This window comes from Celeribacter persicus (assembly GCF_003050785.1).
In the GTDB taxonomy this organism is placed as follows: Bacteria; Pseudomonadota; Alphaproteobacteria; order Rhodobacterales; family Rhodobacteraceae; genus Celeribacter; species Celeribacter persicus.
The window spans coordinates 106,597-126,074 of record NZ_QAOH01000009.1 but is presented as its reverse complement, the minus strand read 5'-3'; the positions used below and the strand labels follow the sequence as shown (position 1 = coordinate 126,074).

Below are 19,478 nucleotides of genomic sequence, written 5' to 3'. Positions count from 1 at the left end.
GTCACAAAAGATCGGGCAATTCCGGCTCCGGCGCTTGGGCGGCCTCAATGAAACGGATCGCGACACTGTCACGACGCGTCTCGGTGAACTGCCCCAGATAGCGCATGCCGCGATAATATCGCGACAGCACCCCCACCTGCCCCATCGCCGCGCCTTTGCCCGGTTCAATCTCCGCCTTGGCGCAAGATATCTCTGGCGCCAGGACGAGTTCTGGAGGCAACAGCGTGAAGGGCACGCATCCCCCCTGCCCTTCATGCAGCACATAGACGCCCGTTTCATGGAAATAGAGGTTCGATCCGCGCCACCACCCGGTGTCTTCAAAAAGCTGTGTCTTGAGCCTGCCAGAGGGCGACCGCAAAATGAGCGTACGATGCCAGTCACTCTGCATTGAGACCATCGGACGCAGGCGCATCGAAACCTCGATGCCCCCTCCAAGCTCTGCTGTCGCCGTGCGCTTCATTTGCGCAAAGGGCATCCATGCCAACGTCAGCCCGACGAGAATCAACACACCCAAGAGCAAATTTTTCACCGCATTTCCTCGCTTACCAGCGTCCCGTCGTGCAGCAAAAGCTCAAGCCAGTCCTCCTCCGCACCGTATTCGGGATAGACCGACACAAACGCCACCTGCCGTTCCAGCGCGCCGATCTTACCCTCCGGGCAACGCTCTCCGCGCCCGACACCACAGGTCTGGCGCTTGATCGTCTCATAGGTCTTGTCGGCTTTGGTCCAGTCTCGGTCGGTGTCCCCCGAGTAGCGCAGCACCTCATGCAAAGCCGCCTCGCCGAACATCACCAGCGCCGCCGTCACCTGCCGGACACAGCCGTCGGAAAACCCGGTGATGAACTGGCTGCGCGGCGCAGTGCTTTCTGGATCGCTGTCGTAAAGCTGCCAGATCGGTCGACCTTCGCGCGGGAACTGATCGACCTTGCGGCCCATGGACTTGACCTCACAGGCGACCCCGACCTCTCCAAAGGGCAGCACCTCTCCCGGCTTGACCGTCGGGACAGGTCCCTCCGCCGCTTGCGGTTTGAGAAAGCCGAATAACGGTTTGTGCGGTGCAACAGGGGTTTCCGCCTCGACTTCAGGAGAAACTTCACTTTCTACCCCATGTGTCTCCGGACGGGCTGTGAAACCTTCGCCTTCAAGTGGCACGGCGGCGAGCTCCACCTCTTGAGCCTCGCGGTCTTTCGGCTTCAGAAATCCGAAGACCCCACCCAATCCGGCGGTTTTGACCTTTGTCGTTTGCGCCGTGATCCCGTTTGCGGCTGCCGGGGCATTTTTACTGACCAACAAAGCCACCCCGCTCTCTGCCTCCGAGGTTTCAACCACCTCGATGTCGCTGCCTGCCAGTGGCGAAGGTTCAGGCTTCGAGGCTGGGATCAGGAAGGCAAACAAGCCTTTATCCTCAACGTTTTTCCCGGCCTTTGCAAGGACTGCGGCCTCCGCGAAGGCCTGAGCGAGCTGGTCCGCGGGCACCTCCGAGGCGGGCACATCATCCTGTGAAACCGGCGGATCGCTCACCACCCCCGGCACGGTCATCTGACAAGCCGACAACAGCGCCACGGAGCACAGGAGCGCCCCACGCATCACATATCCTCGACCATGACCACCCCGTCGAAGGACTTGATCGCCCCCTTGACCTCCGGCGTGATCACGAAGGGCTGCGGCACGTCGATCTCAACTTCGTTCTGTGTGTCCGGGGGCATCAGACAGAAACTGATCGCCCCTCTGGCAGGCTGGCGTGCCTCCTGCGTCACGCGGGTCAACAGATCGTTGACCATGACGATCGCCTGCGCATCCTCGCAATAGATCTTGAGCCCCGCCCCGCCCGCATCGGCAACCACCGTTTCCATCGGCGCGACGGAACGGATCATCGGGTCGAACTGCCCGTCGTTGAACCGCCCTTCGAGCGACATCACCAGCTTGTCGTGTTTCTCGAAAATCTCGTAAGCCGGTTCGTATTCCCCCTTTTTCGGGAACATGGCGATACCGGAAAGCTGTCCCGTCGGGTCGGAAATGTTCATCCGGAAATAGCGCGTGCCCTTACCCGATTTCATCGGTCGGAAGCCGGACACCAGCACACCCACTTTCATAATCACACCGCCCTCGGCCTCAGCTCTTTCCTGCACCTCGGCAAGCGTACCGATCTTTTTGCGTTTGAGCGCCGCTGAATAATCATCGAGCGGGTGGCCGGAGAGGTAGAAGCCGATGGCCTTCTGCTCTTCCATCAGCCGCTCAGAGGCGACCCAGTCGCCCACCGGCGAGAGGCGCGGCTCGGGAAGGTCCTCGCCCGCATCCCCGAAAAGCGACACCTGACTGGAGGCTTTCTGCTCATGGATCGCCGCGGAATATTGCACCAGCGCATCGAGACTGTCGAAGACACGGCGGCGGTTGCTGTCGAGCTGATCGAAAGCGCCCGCACGCGCCAGCATCTCAAGCGGTCGCTTCCCGACCTTCTTGAGATCGACCCGGCGCGCGAAATCAAACAGCGTCACGAAAGGCTTGCCGCCTTCTTCCCGCGCCTTGACGATGAGTTGCATTGCCTCGACGCCGACGTTTTTCAACGCGGCCAGCGCATAGACCAGTTTCTGATCCACCACGTCGAAGGTCGCCAGAGACCGGTTCACGCAAGGCGGAATGATCTCGATATCCAATCCCCGCCGCACCTCTTCGCAGAAGATCGACAGCTTGTCCGTGAGGTGGATATCGCAGTTCATGACACCCGCCATAAACTCCACCGGATGGTTCGCCTTGAGCCACCCGGTCTGATAGGAGACAACGCCGTAAGCCGCCGCGTGGGATTTGTTGAACCCGTAGTTGGCGAATTTCTCCAGAAGATCGAACACCTCGGAGGCCTTCTTGGCATCGACGCCGTTCTTGGCGGCGCCTGCTTCAAATTTCGGACGTTCGGCGTCCATCGCCTCCTTGATCTTTTTCCCCATCGCACGACGAAGCAAGTCAGCGCCGCCAAGCGAATAGCCCGCCATGACCTGCGCGATCTGCATCACCTGTTCCTGATAGACGATGATGCCCTGTGTCTCGGCAAGGATGTGGTCGATCGTCGGGTGGACCGACTGTAATTCCTTGCGCCCGTGTTTCACATCGCAATAGGTCGGGATGTTTTCCATCGGTCCCGGACGATAGAGCGCCACAAGCGCCACGATGTCCTCGATACAGGTCGGCTTCATCTGTCTGAGCGCCTGCATCATGCCCGAGCTTTCCACCTGGAACACCGCGACCGTCTTGGCGTCCGAGTAGAGCTTGTAAGTCTTCTCATCATCGAGCGGGATGAGGTTGATTTCGTTCTCCCCACCCGCTGGCGGATCGTAGAGTTTCGTGCCATCGGCAGCGATATGCAGGGGCCGACCGGATTTGAAAATCAGGTCCATAGCCGACTGGATCACCGTCAGCGTCTTGAGCCCCAGAAAGTCGAACTTTACCAGACCGGCCTGTTCCACCCATTTCATATTGAACTGGGTCGCCGGCATGTCGGAGCGCGGATCCTGATAGAGTGGCACAAGTTGGTCCAGAGGCCGGTCGCCGATCACCACACCGGCGGCGTGGGTGGAGGCGTTTCGCAAAAGCCCCTCGACCTGCTGGCCATAGGTCAGAAGCCGGTCCACGACCTCCTCATTGCGGGCCTCTTCTCGCAGCTTCGGCTCGTCCTCAAGCGCCTGCTTGATCGACACCGGTTTGACCCCTTCGACGGGGATCAGTTTCGACAACCGGTCCACCTGCCCGTAAGGCATCTGCAAGACCCGCCCGATGTCACGCACCGCCGCCTTGGAGAGAAGCGCACCGAAGGTGATGATCTGCCCCACCTTGTCGCGACCGTATTTCTCCTGCACGTAGCGGATCGTCTCTTCTCGGCGGTCCATGCAGAAGTCGATGTCGAAGTCGGGCATCGACACACGTTCCGGGTTCAGGAAGCGTTCGAACAGCAAGCTGTAGCGCAGCGGATCGAGGTCCGTAATGGTCAGCACATAGGCAACGAGCGAACCAGCGCCCGAGCCCCGCCCCGGACCGACCGGAATGCCATGTTCCTTGGACCATTTGATGAAGTCGGCCACGATCAGGAAGTAACCCGGAAAGCCCATCTGCTCGATGATGCCCAGCTCGAATTTCAACCGCTCCTCGTATTCCTCCCGCGTCCCGGCGGGCTGGATCACGGCGAGGCGTTTGTCCAAACCTTCCCAGGCCTGTTTGCGCAGCTCCTCCACCTCGTCATCGGCGAATTTCGGCAGGATCGGATCGCGCTTATAGGCCTTGAAGGCGCAGCGTTTCGCAATTTCCACGGTGTTTTCCACCGCCTCCGGCAGATCGGCGAAAAGCGCCGTCATCTCGGCCGGGGATTTGAAATAATGCTGGGGCGTCAAACGCCTGCGCGGGTCGACCTGATCGACATAGGCCCCTTCGGCGATACAAATCAGCGCATCATGCGCCTCGTACATATCCTCTTTCGGAAAATAGACATCATTGGTCGCAACCAGAGGCAGCCCCAGATCGTAAGCCCATTCTATGAATGGCCGCTCGGTCAGCCGCTCGGCCTCTGTGTGGCTGCCATCCTCGCCCGGGTGACGCTGCAACTCGACGTAAAGCCGGTTCGGATAGATCGCCTTGAACCTCTCAAGAAGCGCGCGCGCCTGCGGCTCATGGTTGTCGCGGATCATCCGCCCGACCGGCCCGTCCGACCCGCCCGTCAGGCAAATCAGCCCGGTGGAATATTGCTCCAACTCCGCCATCGTGACCTGAGGTACGCCGTCGTGCTTGTCGACGTAGAGGCAGGAGTTGAGCTTCATCAGGTTTTCATACCCTGCCTCGCTCTGCGCCAGAAAAACCACCGGTGCGGGGGGCTTTTGTCGCTCTCCCGGCTCCGGCTCGTGATACCCCACGCTGACCTGACAACCGAGGATCGGCTGAATGCCCGCGCCCTTCGCATATTCGGAGAACTCAAGCGCGCAGAACAGGTTATTGGTGTCCGTCACCGCCACGGCAGGCATACCCATATCCGCCACCATACCGCTCAGTTTTTTGAGCCGCATGGCCCCTTCGAGGAGCGAGTATTCGGTATGAACCCGGAGATGGATGAAAGTCGGATTGGTCATGTGTCCGGCAAGCTAACGCAAGCGCGCGCGCCTCGCCAAGGGCAAAACGCCGCTTTTCCACAGCTTCGTGACACAGCTCATTTTTTGATCAAAAGGGCAAAGCCTGAGCAGGTTTTCGTCCCGAATCCCTTGCCAAACACGGTCCATCCCGGTTTTCTTTCAGAAATCACACGCGCTTTCCGCCGCATCGGGTGCGTGTCTTGAACAAGAAAGCGGCAGGTCTGACGTATGGAGATCACTTTTCGGCTGAACGGCGAGCTTATCACGGCAAGCGACGCGCCGACACGAACTCTGCTTGAATATTTGCGCGAAACCCGCGACCTCACCGGCACCAAGGAGGGCTGCAACGAGGGCGATTGCGGCGCCTGCACCGTGATGGTGGAGGATGAGAGCGGCAAGAAACCTCTGAACGCCTGTATCCTTTTCCTGCCACAGCTTCACGGCAAGAGCGTCACCACGGTCGAAGGGCTGTCGAAAGGCGATACGCTGCATCCGGCGCAACAGGCCATGATCGAGGAACATGGCAGCCAGTGCGGCTTTTGCACTCCCGGCATCGTCATGTCTTTGGCCACAGCACATGCCCGTGGTGAGACCTATCACGAGGATGTTCTGGCCGGGAATCTCTGTCGTTGTACCGGGTATGCACCGATCCTGCGCGCCGCAAAGAAACTCGAAACCGCGCCGATCCCCGAAGAGTTGGAACACATCCCCTTCCCCGCGCCCGCCATAGTCGAGCGTCCCGAAAGTTCCGATGAGTTGGCGGGGCTCTACGCGTTGCGCCCCGATGCCGTACTGATCGCGGGCGCGACCGATGTCGGGCTTTGGGTCACCAAACAGATGCGCGATCTGGGTGAGGTGATTTTCCTGAACGGAGTCGAAGACCTCAAGGGCGTCACGGAAACCGCGGACGCGTTCGAGATCGGAGCGATGACCCCGATTGCCGATCTGATCGCGCTCTTCAAACCGCATTCCGCCTCGCTCTCGGAGATGTACCGCCGCTTTGCTTCCACGCAGGTGCGCGCCGCCGCAACCCTTGGCGGGAATATCGCCAACGGCTCTCCGATTGGCGACAGCCCACCGCCGCTCATTGCCGCCGGGGCTACGCTCACCCTGCGCAAGGGCGAGGATCTCCGGACCATCCCGCTCGAAGATTTCTTCATCGCCTATGGCAAGCAGGATCGCGGCGCGTCCGAGTTTGTCGAAAACGTGACGGTTCCGAAATCCGGTCTCCAGGACCTCAAAGTCTACAAGCTCTCGAAACGCTTCGATCAGGACATTTCCGCCGTCTGCGGCGCGTTTAACATCACCGTCACGGATGAAAAAATCGCCGCCGCCCGCATCGCTTTCGGTGGCATGGCCGGAACACCTGCGCGCGCCAAAACTGTTGAGGCTGCCTTGATCGGTCAGCCATGGAGCATGGCGACGATTGACGCTGCCCTACCGGCCTTCGCAACGGATTACACCCCGATGAGCGACATGCGCGCTAGCGCCGCCTATCGCCTCACCACCGCGCAAAATATGCTCAAACGCTATTTTGCGGAGACACAGGGCCTCACCACCTCGGTCCTTTCCGTCAAGGAGGGCGCATAATGTCCGTCGGGTCCCCCCTCCCGCATGACGCGGCCAAACTCCATGTGACCGGTCAGGCTCGTTATATCGACGACATTCCGCTCCCCGCCGGTGCTCTGCATCTGGCCTTCGGTCTCTCGACCGTCGCCCACGGCGAAATCACATCGATGGACCTCTCCGCCGTGCGCAAAGCCCCCGGCGTGGTCCGGGTCTACACCGCCGAGGATTTCCACGGCCACGTCCCCGATTGCTCGCCCTCGCTGGGCGATGAACCGCTACTAACGCCGGGCGAAGTGCAGTTCCTCGGCCAGCCGGTCTTCCTCGTCGTCGCCACTTCGCATCTCGCCGCGCGAAAGGCCGCAAAGCTGGGCAAGATCACCTACAAGGAACTCCCCGCGCTCTTGGATTACGACAGCGCCATGGAGGCCGACAGCCGCTTCGAAGACGGCCCGCGCATCTATGGCTGCGGTGACGCCGCCCGTGCCATCGCCGAAGCTCCGCACAGAATCGAAGGCACGATCGAGATCGGCGGTCAGGAACATTTCTACCTCGAAGGTCAGGCCGCAGCATGCGTCCCGCAAGAGGGCGGCGATATGCTGGTCCATTCCTCGACCCAGCATCCGTCGGAGATCCAGCACAAGGTCGCCCACGCGCTCCACATCCCGATGCATGCCGTCCGTGTCGAGACCCGTCGCATGGGCGGCGGTTTCGGGGGCAAGGAATCGCAGGGCAACTGGCTCGCCATCGCCTGCGCCATTGCCGCGCGGGATACCGGCAAGCCCTGTAAGATGCGCTACGACCGTGACGATGACATGATCATCACCGGCAAGCGTCACGATTTCCGCATCTCCTACACCTGCGGCTTCGATGATGAGGGCCGTATTCTCGGCATCGACTTCCTGCAAATCACCCGTGGCGGCTGGTCCATGGATCTCACGCTGCCGGTCGCCGACCGGGCGATGCTGCATGCCGACAATGCCTATTTCCTCCCCAACGCCCGGATCGAAAGCCACCGGCTCAAGATGAATACCCAGTCGAACACCGCCTATCGCGGCTTTGGCGGGCCGCAGGGTGTGTTGGGCATCGAGCGCGTCGTCGATCACATCGCACACACATTGGGCAAAGACCCCGTAGAGGTGCGCAAGCTCAACTATTACGACGAAATGGTCACGCCCACGGCGGGCGAGGGCCTTCCTGAGGATCATGTGCTTTCCCTTGAGGGCGAACCGACCTCGGAAGGCAGCATCGAACATCTCGACGCGCATCCGCGACATGCGGGCGGTCAGGTTACACCGCGCGGCAAGCTCACCCCCTATGGTCAGGAGGTCGAGGACTTCATCCTCCACGGCATGACCGAAGAGCTTCTGAAAACCTCCGACTATGCCGCTCGCAAAAAAGCCATCGCAAAATGGAACGCGGAGAACCCGATCATCAAGAAAGGACTGGGGGTCTCCCCGGTCAAATTCGGCATTTCCTTCACCCTCACCCACCTCAATCAGGCGGGGGCGCTGGTCCATATCTACAATGACGGCTCGATCCATCTGAACCACGGCGGCACCGAAATGGGCCAAGGTCTGTTCCAGAAGGTCGCGCAGGTCGCAGCAACGGAATTCGGCGTTTCGATAGACAAGGTGAAGATCACCGCCACCGACACCGCCAAAGTGCCCAACACCTCCGCCACCGCCGCCTCCTCCGGCTCCGACCTCAATGGCATGGCGGTGAAGAACGCCTGCGACCGTATCCGCACCCGGCTTGAGGTCTTCATCCTCGAACGCTTTGGCGAAAGCGATGTGACATGGGCCGGGGGCAGGGTGCATTTCGGCGTGCATGAAATGGATTTCGCCGAGTTAATCAGTCTCGCCTATATGAACCGCGTCTCGCTCTCGGCAACCGGGTTCTACAAGACGCCGAAAATCGAGTGGGACCGGATCGCGGGCAAGGGCCGACCGTTCTTCTACTTCGCCCACGGGATCGCGGTCACCGAGGTGGCGCTCGACACGTTCACCGGCGAAAACCGCATCCTGCGCGCCGACATCCTGCATGACGCAGGAGCTTCGCTGAACCCCGCGCTCGACAAGGGCCAGATCGAGGGCGGTTATGTGCAGGGCGCGGGCTGGCTTACCACCGAAGAACTGGTGTGGGACACCAAGGGCATGCTCAAAACGCACGCGCCTTCGACCTATAAAATCCCCGCCTGCTCGGATGCGCCCGATGTGTTCAACGTCACCCTCTGGGAGGGGCGTAACCGCGAGGAAACGATCTATCGCTCCAAAGCGGTGGGCGAACCACCCTTCATGTTGGGGATTTCCGCCTTCCTCGCACTCTCGGACGCCTGTGCCGCCTGTGGCCCGAATTACCCGGCGTTGAATGCCCCCGCCACGCCCGAGGAATGCCTTGCCGCGATTGAGAGGGCGCGCGGATGAGTTTCGGTCGGGACACCCTGAGCGCGGCCATTGCCCGGCATGGCCGTGTCGCGCGCGTGGTCGTGGCCGACGTGCAAGGGTCCGCGCCCCGCGAAGTCGGGGCCTCCATGCTGGTCTGGCAAACCTCCAAAGGTTTCGCGCAATCCGGCACCATCGGCGGCGGCACACTGGAATTCGAGGCGGCAAAGCACGCGTTCTCCGCCCCGCGATTGCAGCGCCTGCCGCTCGGCCCCGCCATGGGGCAATGCTGCGGCGGGACGGTGACGCTTTTGACGGAAGTCTTCGAGAGTGTCGCCGCAATCCCGGAGGAGATTTTCGCGAGAGGTCCCGGCGACATGCCCTTTTCCGTGAAAAAGGCCCTGTCGAAAGCCCGTGCGCAGGGCTTCATCACCCCGAAACTCCACGGTGACTGGATGGTCGAACCGATCACCCGCGCCACGCGGCCCATCTGGGTCTGGGGCGCGGGCCATGTCGGGCGCGCCATCGTCGCAACACTTGCCCCCCTGCCGGAGCTTGCGATTACATGGGTGGACACCTCAGCGGAGCGTTTCCCCGAGACACTCCCCAAAGGCGTCACCCAACTGATCGCAGACAAGCCCGAAGCCCTCATGGATTATGCCCCGCCCGAGGCCGAACATCTGATCCTGACCTATTCGCACGCGCTCGACTTTGAGCTGTGCCACCGCGTGCTCTCCCATGGCTTCGCCTTTGCCGGTCTGATCGGATCACGCACCAAATGGGCCCGGTTTCGTGGGCGGTTGCGCGATCTCGGCCATACGGACGCCCAAATCGCACGCATTTGCTGTCCGATTGGGCAACCTGAGCTCGGGAAACACCCGCAGGCCATTGCGGTCGGGGTCGCCGCCCAAGTAATCTCGGGACGCAAGATCACAGAATCCTATGGGGAACGGACAGGGTGACGAAGCTTTTGAAAGTCGTGGGGCTGACCCGCGAATATCCCGGTGTGCGCGCCAATGACGATGTCAGTTTTTCCATCGGCACGGGCGAGGTGCATGCGCTTCTGGGCGAGAACGGCGCCGGGAAATCGACCCTCGTCAAGATGATCTACGGGCTAGAAAAACCCGATGCGGGCTTCATGAAGCTGCGCGGCGGGTCTTATGCGCCGCCAAACCCGCAGGCTGCCCGCGCCGCTGGCGTCGCCATGGTGTTTCAGCATTTCTCGCTGTTCGAGGCGCTGAACGTGGCCGAGAATGTCGCCCTCGGCATGGAAAATCCGCCGAAGATGCGCGAACTGGCGGCCTCCATTCGGGAGGTCTCGGAAAATTACGGCCTGCCGCTCGACCCCGACCGCATCGTCGGCGATCTTTCGGCGGGGGAGCGTCAGCGGGTGGAGATCATCCGTTGTTTGTTGCAGGACCCGAAACTTCTGATTATGGACGAACCGACTTCGGTTCTGACACCGCAAGAGGTCGAAATCCTTTTCAAGACTCTGCGCAAATTGCAGTCCGAAGGCACATCGATCCTCTATATCTCCCACAAACTCGAAGAAATTCGTGCGCTCTGCGACGGGGCCACGATCCTGCGGCTGGGCAAGGTGGTCGGCATTTGCGATCCGAAAACCACGACGGCCCGCGAGATGGCGGAAATGATGGTCGGCCAGACGCTGCATGTGCCAACGCGCGAAGGCGGCGAGGCGGGCGAGGTATTGCTTGATGTGCAGGGGCTGAATTTCGTGCCCTCGAACCCGTTCGGCACCCGGCTCAAGGATGTGTCCCTGCGCCTGCGCGCGGGCGAAGTGCTCGGCATCGGCGGGGTTGCGGGCAACGGGCAGGACGAGCTTTTGTCCGTTCTGTCGGGCGAAGCGAAAACCGGCAGAGGCTCGGTGATTTTTGACGGTCAGGACGTGAGCCACATGGGCCCGAATGCACGGCGCAGGATCGGCCTTCTGGCCGCACCCGAAGAGCGTCTCGGCCATGCCGCCGCGCCTAACATGAGCCTGACCGAAAACACCGCGCTGACTGCCACAATTCGCAAGAAACTCAGCAAGAACAACTTCCTGAACTGGAAGAAGACCGAAACCTTCGCAAGTGAGATCATCAAGGATTTCGATGTGCGCACCCCCGGCCCCGGCTCTGCGGCGCGCTCACTTTCGGGCGGTAATCTCCAGAAATTCGTCATCGGGCGGGAGGTGTTGCAGGCTCCGAAAGTCTTCGTGGTGAACCAACCGACCTGGGGCGTCGACGCCTCCGCCGCCGCGGCGATCCGACAGGCGCTTCTCGATCTCGCAGCCAAGGGGGCGGGTGTCATCGTCATCTCGCAGGATCTCGACGAGCTGATGGAAATTTCCGACCACTTCGCCGCTCTCAACGAAGGCACGCTGACCGCCCCGCGCGTGGCCAAGGGCCTCACTGTCGATGAAATCGGCCTGATGATGGGCGGCGCGCATGACATGGAGGTGGCCGGATGATCGCCATCGTCAAACGCCCCGAACCTTCGAAATTCTGGACCATCGCCACGCCGATTTTCGCCGTCATCCTGACCATGATCCTCGGGGGCCTCCTATTCGCCGCCATGGGCAAAGACCCGGTTGCGGCAATCCGCACCATTTTCTGGGACCCGTTGTTCAACGAACAGTTCGCCGCCTATTCCCGACCTCAGCTTCTAGTCAAAGCCGGACCGCTGATCCTGATCGCCATCGGCCTGTCGATCGGCTTCAAGGCGGGCATTTGGAACATCGGCGCGGAAGGTCAATACATCATGGGCGCCATCACGGGTGCCTCGGTCGGTCTCGCGCTTTACCCGCTTGAGGCCTGGTGGATTTTCCCCGCCATGGTCATCGCGGGGGCTTTGGGCGGCTTTCTCTGGGCAATGATCCCCGCCATCCTCAAAACCCGTTTCAACACCAACGAAATTCTCGTCTCTCTGATGCTGGTCTATGTGGCCGAACAAATCCTCGCCTCCGCAGCACTCGGCTTCCTGCGCAACCCAGAGGGCAACGGCTTCCCCGGATCGCGCAATCTCAGCCAGATTCCATGGCTGTCGAACCCCGAACTGATCCCCGGCACCGGCGCGCATTGGGGCGTTGTCGCAGCCCTGGGCGCGGTGGTTGCTGCCTATGTGCTTTTGAACAAACACATGCTCGGTTTCCAAATTCGCCTCACCGGCGAAAGTCCGCGCGCCGCCCGGTTCGCGGGGGTCAAGGACAAGCTTCTGGTGATGTTCTGCCTCGGCACAGCGGGCGCGCTCGCCGGTCTCGCAGGCCTCTTCGAAGTCACCGGTCCCGCCGGTCAAATCTCCATCGACTTCGGCGCAGGCTATGGTTTTACCGCCATCATCGTCGCATTCCTCGGGCGCTTGAACCCCATCGGCATCCTGCTGGCCGGGCTTTTGCTGGCGCTCACCTTCATCGGCGGGGAGCTGGCACAATTCATGCTCGGCCTGCCCTCCGCCGCCATTCAGGTGTTTCAGGGCATGCTCCTGATGATCCTGCTCGCCATGGATCTGGTGGTGAATTACCGCATCATCCTCGTCAACCGGGAGGCCGCATAATGGATTTCGGTTCGATCAACCCCGTCGTCCTTCTGGCTTCGCTCATGGTGGCCTCGACCCCCATCCTTTTGGCCGCTCTGGGCGAGATGGTGACGGAGAAATCCGGCGTTCTGAACCTCGGTGTCGAGGGTATGATGATCTTCGGCGCGGTCTGTGGTTTCATCGCCGCAATCGAGACACAGTCGCCCACCATGGGCTTTGTCGCCGCCGCCGCGGGCGGTGCGGCCCTGTCGATGCTGTTTGGCCTCCTGACCCAGATCTTTCTCACGACGCAGGTCCCCGCCGGTCTCGCGCTGACGCTTCTGGGCACCGGCCTCGCCTCCCTTCTCGGCCAGAATTATCAGGGCATGTCACCCCCGCGCATGCCGGACATGAACATCCCGGTGCTGGAAAACATTCCGGTGATCGGACCGGTGATTTTCCAACATGACGCCATCGTCTATCTCTCGCTGATCATGGTGGTCGTGATCTGGGCCTTCCTGAAATTCACCCGTGCCGGTCTCATCCTGCGCGCAGTCGGTGAAAACCACACCGCCGCCCATGCACTTGGTTACAAGGTCAAGGCCGTGCGCTTTGCCGCCATCGGCTTTGGCGGCGCCATGGCCGGTCTTGGTGGGGCCTACATCAGCCTCGTGCGTGTGCCGCAATGGACCGATGGCATTACGGCGGGCATTGGCTGGATCGCACTTGCTATCGTGGTCTTCGCGAGTTGGCGGGCGGGGCGGGTGCTGATCGGCGCCTATCTGTTCGGTGGTATCACCGTATTGCAACTCAACCTTCAGGCGGCGGGTGCGAAAGTTCCGGTGGAGCTTTTGTCCATGTCGCCTTTCCTTGCGACCATTCTGGTTCTTGTCGTCATTTCCGCCCGACGTCATGGTGCCACCAGTGCCCCTGCGATGCTCGGGCGAATTTTCCACACCTCGTGAACCTCACGGGGATATATTCCAACAGGGGAGACTATTCCAATGAAACGTAGAACTCTGCTGACCGCTGCCGCGGCCTCCGCTTTGGCTCTGGGGGCGGCTTTCCCGTCCTTTGCCGCCGATCCGGTGAAAGTCGGCTTCATCTATGTCGGTCCGAAAAACGACGGCGGCTGGTCCCAGCACCACCATGAGGCCGCCATGGTCATGGCCGAGCATTTCGGCGATGCCGTTGAGATCGTCGAACAGGAAAGCGTGCCTGAAGGTCCCGACGCCGAACGCGTGATGACCCAGATGGCCCTGTCGGGCGCCGACATCATCTTCACCACCTCCTTTGGCTATATGGATCAGACAATCAACGTCGCCGCCAAATTCCCGGATGTGAAATTCGAACACGCCACCGGCTATAAAACTGCGCCGAACGTCGGTGTTTACTCCGCCCGCTTCTATGAAGGTCGCGCGGTCGAGGGCTACCTCGCCGGTCATATGACCAAGTCGAACAAGATCGGCTACATCGGCTCCTTCCCGATCCCGGAAGTGATCCGCGGCATCAACTCGTCTTTCCTGCACGCCAAGAAAGAGAACCCGGATGTGGAAATGTCCGTTGTCTGGCTGAACACCTGGTTCGACCCGGCGAAAGAGGCCGACGCGGCACAAGCCATGATCGACCAGGGCATTGATGTCGTGCTTCAGCACACCGACTCGACTGCACCACAGATCACCGCGCAGAAGGCGGGCAACGTCTACACTTTCGGTCAGGCGGCCGACATGGCCGAGTTCGGCCCGATGCCGCGCATCTCGTCCATCATCGACGAATGGGCGCCTTATTACATCGAGCGCGTTCAGGCCGTGATCGACGGCACCTGGGAGTCTGATAACACTTGGGACGGCATTGGTGCTGGCATGGTCGGTATCGGCGAGATTTCCTCCGCCGTACCGGCGGACGTGAAAGCGGGAGCCGAAGCACTCACTGCGTCGATCTCCTCCGGCGAATACCACCCGTTCACTGGCCCGATCAACAAACAGGATGGCTCCGTCTGGCTGGCCGAGGGCGAAGTGGCCGACGACGGTACGCTCGCAGGGATGAACTTCTATATCGAAGGTCTGACCGGCGAAATCCCGCAGTAATCGGGAACCAAACAGGGTCTGACAGACGTCCGGCCACAAACGAGGCCCGTGCATCCTGCGCGGGCCTTTTGTCATATCCGCGCAACGTCACGCGGCCTCTGGCAAAGGTCGCACCAGAATACGTTTGACCGGGATCAAAGTCGCGCCATGCTGCATATGCAAAAGACTGCCAATCAACGACACGCGAACAAGGAGACCCCCATGTCCTGGGTTGAAAAGAACGAAAGCATGCGCAATGCGTTGCGGGCCCTGAACAAGGCCAACAAGAATATCCCCGCGGGCTTTGGGGCTCTGTCAAAAGCCGCACTCGAAGGTGATGCGCTGGATCACAAGACCAAGGAATTGCTGGCCACGGCCATCGCGGTTGCCGTGCGCTGCGAACCCTGTGTCGGCTTTCACGTCGAAGCCCTGATGAAATACGGCGGCACGCGTGAAGAGCTCACGGAAATGCTCGCCATGAACGTCCAGATGGGCGGCGGCCCGGTCCTGATGTATGCCGCCAAGGCACTGGAATGTTGGGACGAATTGGCAGAGGTCGGGCTTCCCGCAAGCTGAGACAGGTCTGACGAGCGGTAGAGACGAAAGGCGCGAGAGGATTTCCTCCGCGCCTTTTTCAATACTCGTTCAGGATGCTCAGCCGCGTGTGACCGAACAGACCTTGCCGCCGTCGCGCTTGGTCTTGCAATCCATTTCGATCGTTTCTTCGCGTTCCCCAAACAACCAGGCACTGAGCCGTTCGAAATAGTACATGGCAAGCTCCCCGATCCCGGCATCTTCCGGCGGCCCCGGAACCTCGGGAACCTCCGGCTCCGCGCTGTACTCCGCCATCTCGCCCGTGCCATCGTCCCACACGATCTGACCGGTCCCGGCCGTCTCATCGACATGCTCAATCTCGAAACTGCGTGCTTCCGACCCGTTTTTCGGTGCTGCGACACGCATCGTCGACAGGGTCGGCAACTCGTCCTCCTGCGCCTTGCGACGCACATAGCTGTCGCTGATCACCACATTCTGCGCCACGGCCTCCCTCGTCTCAGCCTGCATATGCGAATAATGCAGATAGGCCAGCAAAGACATCACGATTCCGACCGCACAGCTTAAGGTAATGAGTATTTTTCCAAATATTCCCATGGTTACAATCCCGCCCAATGACTTATTACCGTTGCCAAAATCGCAACGAAACCTGTCAGAAATGCGGTAAGCTTGCGGATATTCGGTGGAAAAAGGGTTAAAGCCGCACAGGACGGATGCGCTGGACGCCGCTCTGCGCAATTTGTAGTCTCCGCCCGAATGCAGGCTTCGGGAGGGCTGACATTGAAAATCTGCCGGACAAAACAGGACATCCGCGAGACGGTCAAAGCCTTTCAGGCAACGGGCGAGACGGTCGCTCTGGTGCCGACCATGGGCTACCTGCACGAAGGTCACATGACACTGGTACGCACCGCCAAGGCCAATGCCGACCGCGTCGTGGTGTCGATCTTCGTCAACCCGACCCAATTCGGCGAGGCCGCCGATCTCGACGCCTATCCGCGCGATGAGACCCACGATTTCGCGATGCTGGAGGCCGAAGACGTCGATGCCGTGTTCTGCCCCTCCGTCGAAGAAATGTACCATCCTCTGAAACAGACCACAGTCCTCACCGAAGAGCTCGACAAGGTGCTCATGGGGGCTTTGCGTCCGGGTCATTTCAAGGGCGTCTGCACCGTTGTGACCAAGCTTTTCAATATCACCGGCGCGGACAAGGCATTTTTCGGAGAAAAAGATTACCAACAACTTCAGGTCATCAAGACCATGGTGCGCGATCTGGATATGCCCATCGAGATCACCGGCGTGCCGACCGTGCGCGAGGTCGACGGGCTCGCCATGTCGTCGCGCAACGTGCGGCTCACGCCCGAAGACCGGCAGGCCGCGCTGGTGCTGAACAAGGCATTGGCCTTTGCCGATTACGAGGTCTCCGACGGGCGCACCGGCCCCGGTCTCGAAGAGGAAATCCGCGAGTTCATCGCCCGCGAACCGCGCGCCAAGCTTGAGAGCGTCGATGTGCGCGACGCCGAAACCCTTGCCGAAGTGCCCGGCCCGATCACCCGCCCCGTGGTGATCCTGCTGGCGGCGCGTTTCGGCAATGTGCTACTGATCGACCAACGGGTCGCAGACCCCATGTAAGGAGAGGGTCGCGAACCCCGCCTGAGGAGGAAACGTCATGTCCAGCCAAACCGAAACCATCCGCCGCATGACCGTGCCACAAATCCGTGCGCGCAAGGGTGGTGATCCCATCGTCTCTTTGACCGCCTATCACGCCCACACTGCCGCGATTGCGGAAAAATACTGTGATTTCCTACTGGTGGGCGACAGCCTCGGCATGGTGATGCACGGCATGGAAAGCACCGTGGGCGTATCTCTGGAACTGATGATCATGCATGGCAAGGCCGTGGTGCGCGGTACCAAACGCGCGCTTGTCGTAGTAGACATGCCCTTCGGCTCCTATGAGGAAAGCCCCTCGCAGGCCTTCCGCAATGCCGCGAAGATCATGAAGGAAACCCAGTGTCAGGCTGTCAAACTCGAAGGCGGCGCGCGCATGGCGGAGACTATCAAGTTCCTGTCTGAGCGCGGTATTCCGGTGATGGCGCACATCGGCCTCACACCGCAATCGACCAATATCATGGGCGGGTTCAAGACCCAGGGCCGTGACGAAGACACTTGGCAGTTCCACATCGACGATGCTGTTGCCGTAGCGGAAGCCGGCGCTTTTGCCGTGGTGGTCGAGGGGGTGGTTGAACCGCTTGCCGACAAGATCACCAAGGCCATCGACGTGCCCACCATCGGCATCGGCGCCTCGAAAACCTGTGACGGGCAAATCCTCGTGATGGAAGATATGCTGGGCCTGAACGACTGGGTGCCGAAATTCGTCAAGAAATTCGGGGCCGTCGGCGCAGCCATCGAGGACGCCATCGCCTCTTATGCCGAAGACGTCAAATCCCGCGCCTTCCCGACGCCGGATAATGTCTACGGTTCGAACAAGAAATGAGACAGCGCCCTTAGGGGCGCTTTCCTTTGAGTATTTATAGCACAAAGGAAACGAAATGCGCCCTGACCGCCGGTACGTGGCGCTGTGGCGTCTCCGGAAGGGATTTCGGCCCACGGGTCAGGGCGTCTCCTTCGTGCACGGTCATCGGCTCTCCAGCCTGTACCGTTTCAGAATGATGCCATGTTAATCTTAACGCACGCCTAACGCCTGTTTCCTTTGTGCTGAAAAATACTCATCCCCATGTGTGCAGCCATGCACAAAGCGAGTTCAAGCAAATCTATTTACGCACCAAAACAAATCCCCACATGATGAGACAACAGCAGACACAGGAGTCTCACCATGACATTCCGCCCCATCAAAGCGACCTCTGAAGGCCAATACACGCTCGAAGGTGCGGGCGTGCATCTCTACCGCGCATTCGGTTTCCACAAGCCGCGCGAGTTCGATCCGTTTTTGTTGTTCGACGACTTTCGCAACGACGATCCCCGGTTTTATGAGAAAGGTTTCCCCTGGCATCCGCATCGCGGTATTGAGACGATCACCTATGTGCTCGACGGCGAGGTCGAGCATGGCGACAGCCTTGGCAACAAGGGCGTCTTGGGCGCAGGGTCGGTGCAATGGATGACCGCAGGCTCCGGCATCATGCATCAGGAAATGCCACGCGGGAACGCCTCCGGCAAAATGCACGGGTTTCAGCTTTGGGCCAATCTGCCCTCCTCGCTGAAAATGACCGCGCCGCGCTATCAGGACATTGAGGCGCACGATATTCCCGAAATCATCGACGACGATGGCACCAAAGTGAAAATCGTCACCGGCACGTTCTGGGGCAAGCGCGGACCGGTCGACGGGATCGCCGCCGATCCGCTTTACCTCGACATCTCCGTGCCTCCGAACACGCGCAAGGTTCTGCCGGTCGACACTTATGCGAACACATTTGCCTATATCTTTGCCGGCAGCGCATCCTTCCGCGATGCCTCGAAACCTTACGGTGTGCGGGTTGAGAAAGAGGTTAACGGTGAAGAAATCAACATCCGCGATATGTCGGGCAACCGGACCTTGGTGAATTTCGACACGGGCAATGAAATCGTGGTGAACAGTGGGCCCGAAGGCGTGCGGTTCCTGCTGATTTCCGGGCAACCGCTCAAGGAGCCTGTCGCTTGGCACGGGCCGATCGTGATGAACACCCGCGAAGAGTTGATGCAGGCGTTTCAGGAGCTGAACAACGGCACCTTCATTCGCGACCAGCGCGATCACTGACACGCAAAAACGCGCCCCTTGGGGCGCGTTTCCATGCCATCATCACAGGTTCAGAGCTTGTCGATAAAGCGGTTCACCGCCTCACGGGCCTCTTCCTTGCTCTTGCCATAGCGTTGCTGAATCTTGCCTTCGAGCTGTTCGCGATTGCCCTTGGCCTCCGCGAGATCGTCGTCGGTCAGTTCGCCCCATTCCTCACGAATGCGGCCTTTCAGCTCTTTCCATTTGCCTTGAACTTGGTCCCAATTCATTTGAGAGCCTCCTTTCTCTGTCTGGAAAGGAAACGCCCCGCCCCCGCCCAAGGTTCCGGGACAAGTCGTCAGGCGGCAGCAACCCGCTCTTTCCAGCTCGACACATCGAAGCGCACCTCGTCCGGTGTCTTGCCATAAGTCGCGACAATCTCGGATTCGAGACGATCACGGTCCCCCGCGATTTCGTCGAGTTGTTCCTCGCTCAGGGCGCTCCACTCCTGTTTCGCCTTGGATTTGAAACGGAACCATTTGTCTTCGATACTGGACCAGCGCATGATGTTCTCCTTGCGGGTTGT

The 19,478-nt window shown here is 60.4% G+C and carries 17 protein-coding genes; 11 read left to right on the top strand and 6 right to left on the bottom strand.

The window, feature by feature from the left end:
* Position 1: 1 nt before the first annotated feature.
* The 3 genes from C8N42_RS13040 to dnaE are packed head-to-tail and all read right to left on the bottom strand — an operon-like array spanning position 2 to position 5,105.
* Complete coding sequence (locus C8N42_RS13040; protein ID WP_107817010.1) at positions 2-529, bottom strand: hypothetical protein; 528 nt, start codon at positions 527-529, stop codon at positions 2-4.
* Complete coding sequence (locus C8N42_RS13035) at positions 526-1,587, bottom strand: hypothetical protein (protein ID WP_107817009.1); 1,062 nt, start codon at positions 1,585-1,587, stop codon at positions 526-528. Before C8N42_RS13035 ends, C8N42_RS13040 begins: the two co-directional genes overlap by 4 nt.
* Positions 1,587-5,105: a DNA polymerase III subunit alpha gene (gene dnaE / locus C8N42_RS13030; protein WP_107817008.1), complete on the bottom strand. Its 3,519-nt coding sequence runs from the start codon at positions 5,103-5,105 to the stop codon at positions 1,587-1,589. The genes C8N42_RS13035 and dnaE overlap by 1 nt, the downstream gene beginning before the upstream one ends.
* 228 nt (positions 5,106-5,333) lie before the next feature.
* On the opposite strand from dnaE, the gene C8N42_RS13025 reads away from it, so the two are divergent.
* The 8 genes from C8N42_RS13025 to C8N42_RS12990 all read left to right on the top strand — a co-directional run bounded on the left by C8N42_RS13025 (position 5,334) and on the right by C8N42_RS12990 (position 15,210).
* Positions 5,334-6,695, top strand: a complete 1,362-nt coding sequence (locus C8N42_RS13025) for a xanthine dehydrogenase small subunit (protein WP_107817007.1) — start codon at positions 5,334-5,336, stop codon at positions 6,693-6,695.
* Entirely contained in the window at positions 6,695-9,097 is a 2,403-nt protein-coding gene (xdhB, locus tag C8N42_RS13020) for a xanthine dehydrogenase molybdopterin binding subunit (RefSeq protein WP_107817006.1), read from the top strand. Before C8N42_RS13025 ends, xdhB begins: the two co-directional genes overlap by 1 nt.
* A complete protein-coding gene (xdhC, locus tag C8N42_RS13015; protein ID WP_107817005.1) occupies positions 9,094-10,017 on the top strand; it encodes a xanthine dehydrogenase accessory protein XdhC in 924 nt (307 codons plus the stop codon). The genes xdhB and xdhC overlap by 4 nt, the downstream gene beginning before the upstream one ends.
* On the top strand, positions 10,014-11,525 hold the full coding sequence (locus tag C8N42_RS13010; protein ID WP_107817004.1) for an ABC transporter ATP-binding protein: 1,512 nt from the start codon (positions 10,014-10,016) through the stop codon (positions 11,523-11,525). Before xdhC ends, C8N42_RS13010 begins: the two co-directional genes overlap by 4 nt.
* Positions 11,522-12,607, top strand: coding sequence for an ABC transporter permease (locus C8N42_RS13005; RefSeq protein ID WP_107817003.1), 1,086 nt, complete (start codon positions 11,522-11,524; stop codon positions 12,605-12,607). Before C8N42_RS13010 ends, C8N42_RS13005 begins: the two co-directional genes overlap by 4 nt.
* Complete coding sequence (locus C8N42_RS13000; protein ID WP_107817002.1) at positions 12,607-13,533, top strand: ABC transporter permease; 927 nt, start codon at positions 12,607-12,609, stop codon at positions 13,531-13,533. Before C8N42_RS13005 ends, C8N42_RS13000 begins: the two co-directional genes overlap by 1 nt.
* 39 nt (positions 13,534-13,572) lie before the next feature.
* Complete coding sequence (locus C8N42_RS12995) at positions 13,573-14,655, top strand: BMP family ABC transporter substrate-binding protein (RefSeq protein ID WP_107817001.1); 1,083 nt, start codon at positions 13,573-13,575, stop codon at positions 14,653-14,655.
* Between the two features lie 201 nt (positions 14,656-14,856).
* A complete protein-coding gene (locus tag C8N42_RS12990; RefSeq protein ID WP_107817000.1) occupies positions 14,857-15,210 on the top strand; it encodes a carboxymuconolactone decarboxylase family protein in 354 nt (117 codons plus the stop codon).
* 78 nt (positions 15,211-15,288) lie between these two features.
* On the opposite strand, the gene C8N42_RS12985 is transcribed toward C8N42_RS12990, so the two are convergent.
* Positions 15,289-15,729 (bottom strand): hypothetical protein, encoded by a 441-nt coding sequence (locus C8N42_RS12985; protein ID WP_107816999.1) that lies wholly within the window; start codon positions 15,727-15,729, stop codon positions 15,289-15,291.
* A 237-nt stretch (positions 15,730-15,966) separates the two neighbouring features.
* Between C8N42_RS12985 and panC the strand changes: the two genes are divergently transcribed.
* The 3 genes from panC (at position 15,967) to C8N42_RS12970 (ending at position 18,934) form a co-directional block, all read left to right on the top strand.
* Positions 15,967-16,815 carry a pantoate--beta-alanine ligase gene (panC, locus tag C8N42_RS12980; RefSeq protein ID WP_107816998.1) on the top strand — a complete coding sequence of 283 codons (849 nt, stop codon included), beginning with the start codon at positions 15,967-15,969 and terminating at the stop codon, positions 16,813-16,815.
* A 37-nt stretch (positions 16,816-16,852) separates the two neighbouring features.
* Positions 16,853-17,677: a 3-methyl-2-oxobutanoate hydroxymethyltransferase gene (gene panB, locus C8N42_RS12975; protein WP_107816997.1), complete on the top strand. Its 825-nt coding sequence runs from the start codon at positions 16,853-16,855 to the stop codon at positions 17,675-17,677.
* Positions 17,678-18,016: 339 nt separating this feature from the next.
* Positions 18,017-18,934, top strand: coding sequence for a pirin family protein (locus tag C8N42_RS12970; RefSeq protein WP_107816996.1), 918 nt, complete (start codon positions 18,017-18,019; stop codon positions 18,932-18,934).
* 50 nt (positions 18,935-18,984) lie between these two features.
* On the opposite strand, the gene C8N42_RS12965 is transcribed toward C8N42_RS12970, so the two are convergent.
* Together C8N42_RS12965 and C8N42_RS12960 are read right to left on the bottom strand one after the other, a co-directional pair.
* Positions 18,985-19,182 (bottom strand): CsbD family protein, encoded by a 198-nt coding sequence (locus tag C8N42_RS12965; protein WP_107816995.1) that lies wholly within the window; start codon positions 19,180-19,182, stop codon positions 18,985-18,987.
* 68 nt (positions 19,183-19,250) lie between these two features.
* Positions 19,251-19,457 carry a CsbD family protein gene (locus C8N42_RS12960; RefSeq protein WP_107816994.1) on the bottom strand — a complete coding sequence of 69 codons (207 nt, stop codon included), beginning with the start codon at positions 19,455-19,457 and terminating at the stop codon, positions 19,251-19,253.
* Positions 19,458-19,478: the final 21 nt, after the last annotated feature.

Bases quoted from the DNA above. Each gene is read 5' to 3' on its own strand.
- C8N42_RS12960 (WP_107816994.1), bottom strand. From the start codon at position 19,457: ATGCGCTGGTCCAGTATCGAAGACAAATGGTTCCGTTTCAAATCCAAG.
- C8N42_RS12995 (WP_107817001.1), top strand. From the start codon at position 13,573: ATGAAACGTAGAACTCTGCTGACCGCTGCCGCGGCCTCCGCTTTGGCT.
- C8N42_RS13000 (WP_107817002.1), top strand. From the start codon at position 12,607: ATGGATTTCGGTTCGATCAACCCCGTCGTCCTTCTGGCTTCGCTCATG.
- C8N42_RS12970 (WP_107816996.1), top strand. From the start codon at position 18,017: ATGACATTCCGCCCCATCAAAGCGACCTCTGAAGGCCAATACACGCTC.
- xdhC (WP_107817005.1), top strand. From the start codon at position 9,094: ATGAGTTTCGGTCGGGACACCCTGAGCGCGGCCATTGCCCGGCATGGC.
- C8N42_RS12985 (WP_107816999.1), bottom strand. From the start codon at position 15,729: ATGTCTTTGCTGGCCTATCTGCATTATTCGCATATGCAGGCTGAGACG.
- C8N42_RS13005 (WP_107817003.1), top strand. From the start codon at position 11,522: ATGATCGCCATCGTCAAACGCCCCGAACCTTCGAAATTCTGGACCATC.
- dnaE (WP_107817008.1), bottom strand. From the start codon at position 5,105: ATGACCAATCCGACTTTCATCCATCTCCGGGTTCATACCGAATACTCG.
- C8N42_RS12990 (WP_107817000.1), top strand. From the start codon at position 14,857: ATGTCCTGGGTTGAAAAGAACGAAAGCATGCGCAATGCGTTGCGGGCC.
- C8N42_RS13025 (WP_107817007.1), top strand. From the start codon at position 5,334: ATGGAGATCACTTTTCGGCTGAACGGCGAGCTTATCACGGCAAGCGAC.
- C8N42_RS12965 (WP_107816995.1), bottom strand. From the start codon at position 19,182: ATGAATTGGGACCAAGTTCAAGGCAAATGGAAAGAGCTGAAAGGCCGC.
- panB (WP_107816997.1), top strand. From the start codon at position 16,853: ATGTCCAGCCAAACCGAAACCATCCGCCGCATGACCGTGCCACAAATC.
- xdhB (WP_107817006.1), top strand. From the start codon at position 6,695: ATGTCCGTCGGGTCCCCCCTCCCGCATGACGCGGCCAAACTCCATGTG.
- C8N42_RS13035 (WP_107817009.1), bottom strand. From the start codon at position 1,587: ATGCGTGGGGCGCTCCTGTGCTCCGTGGCGCTGTTGTCGGCTTGTCAG.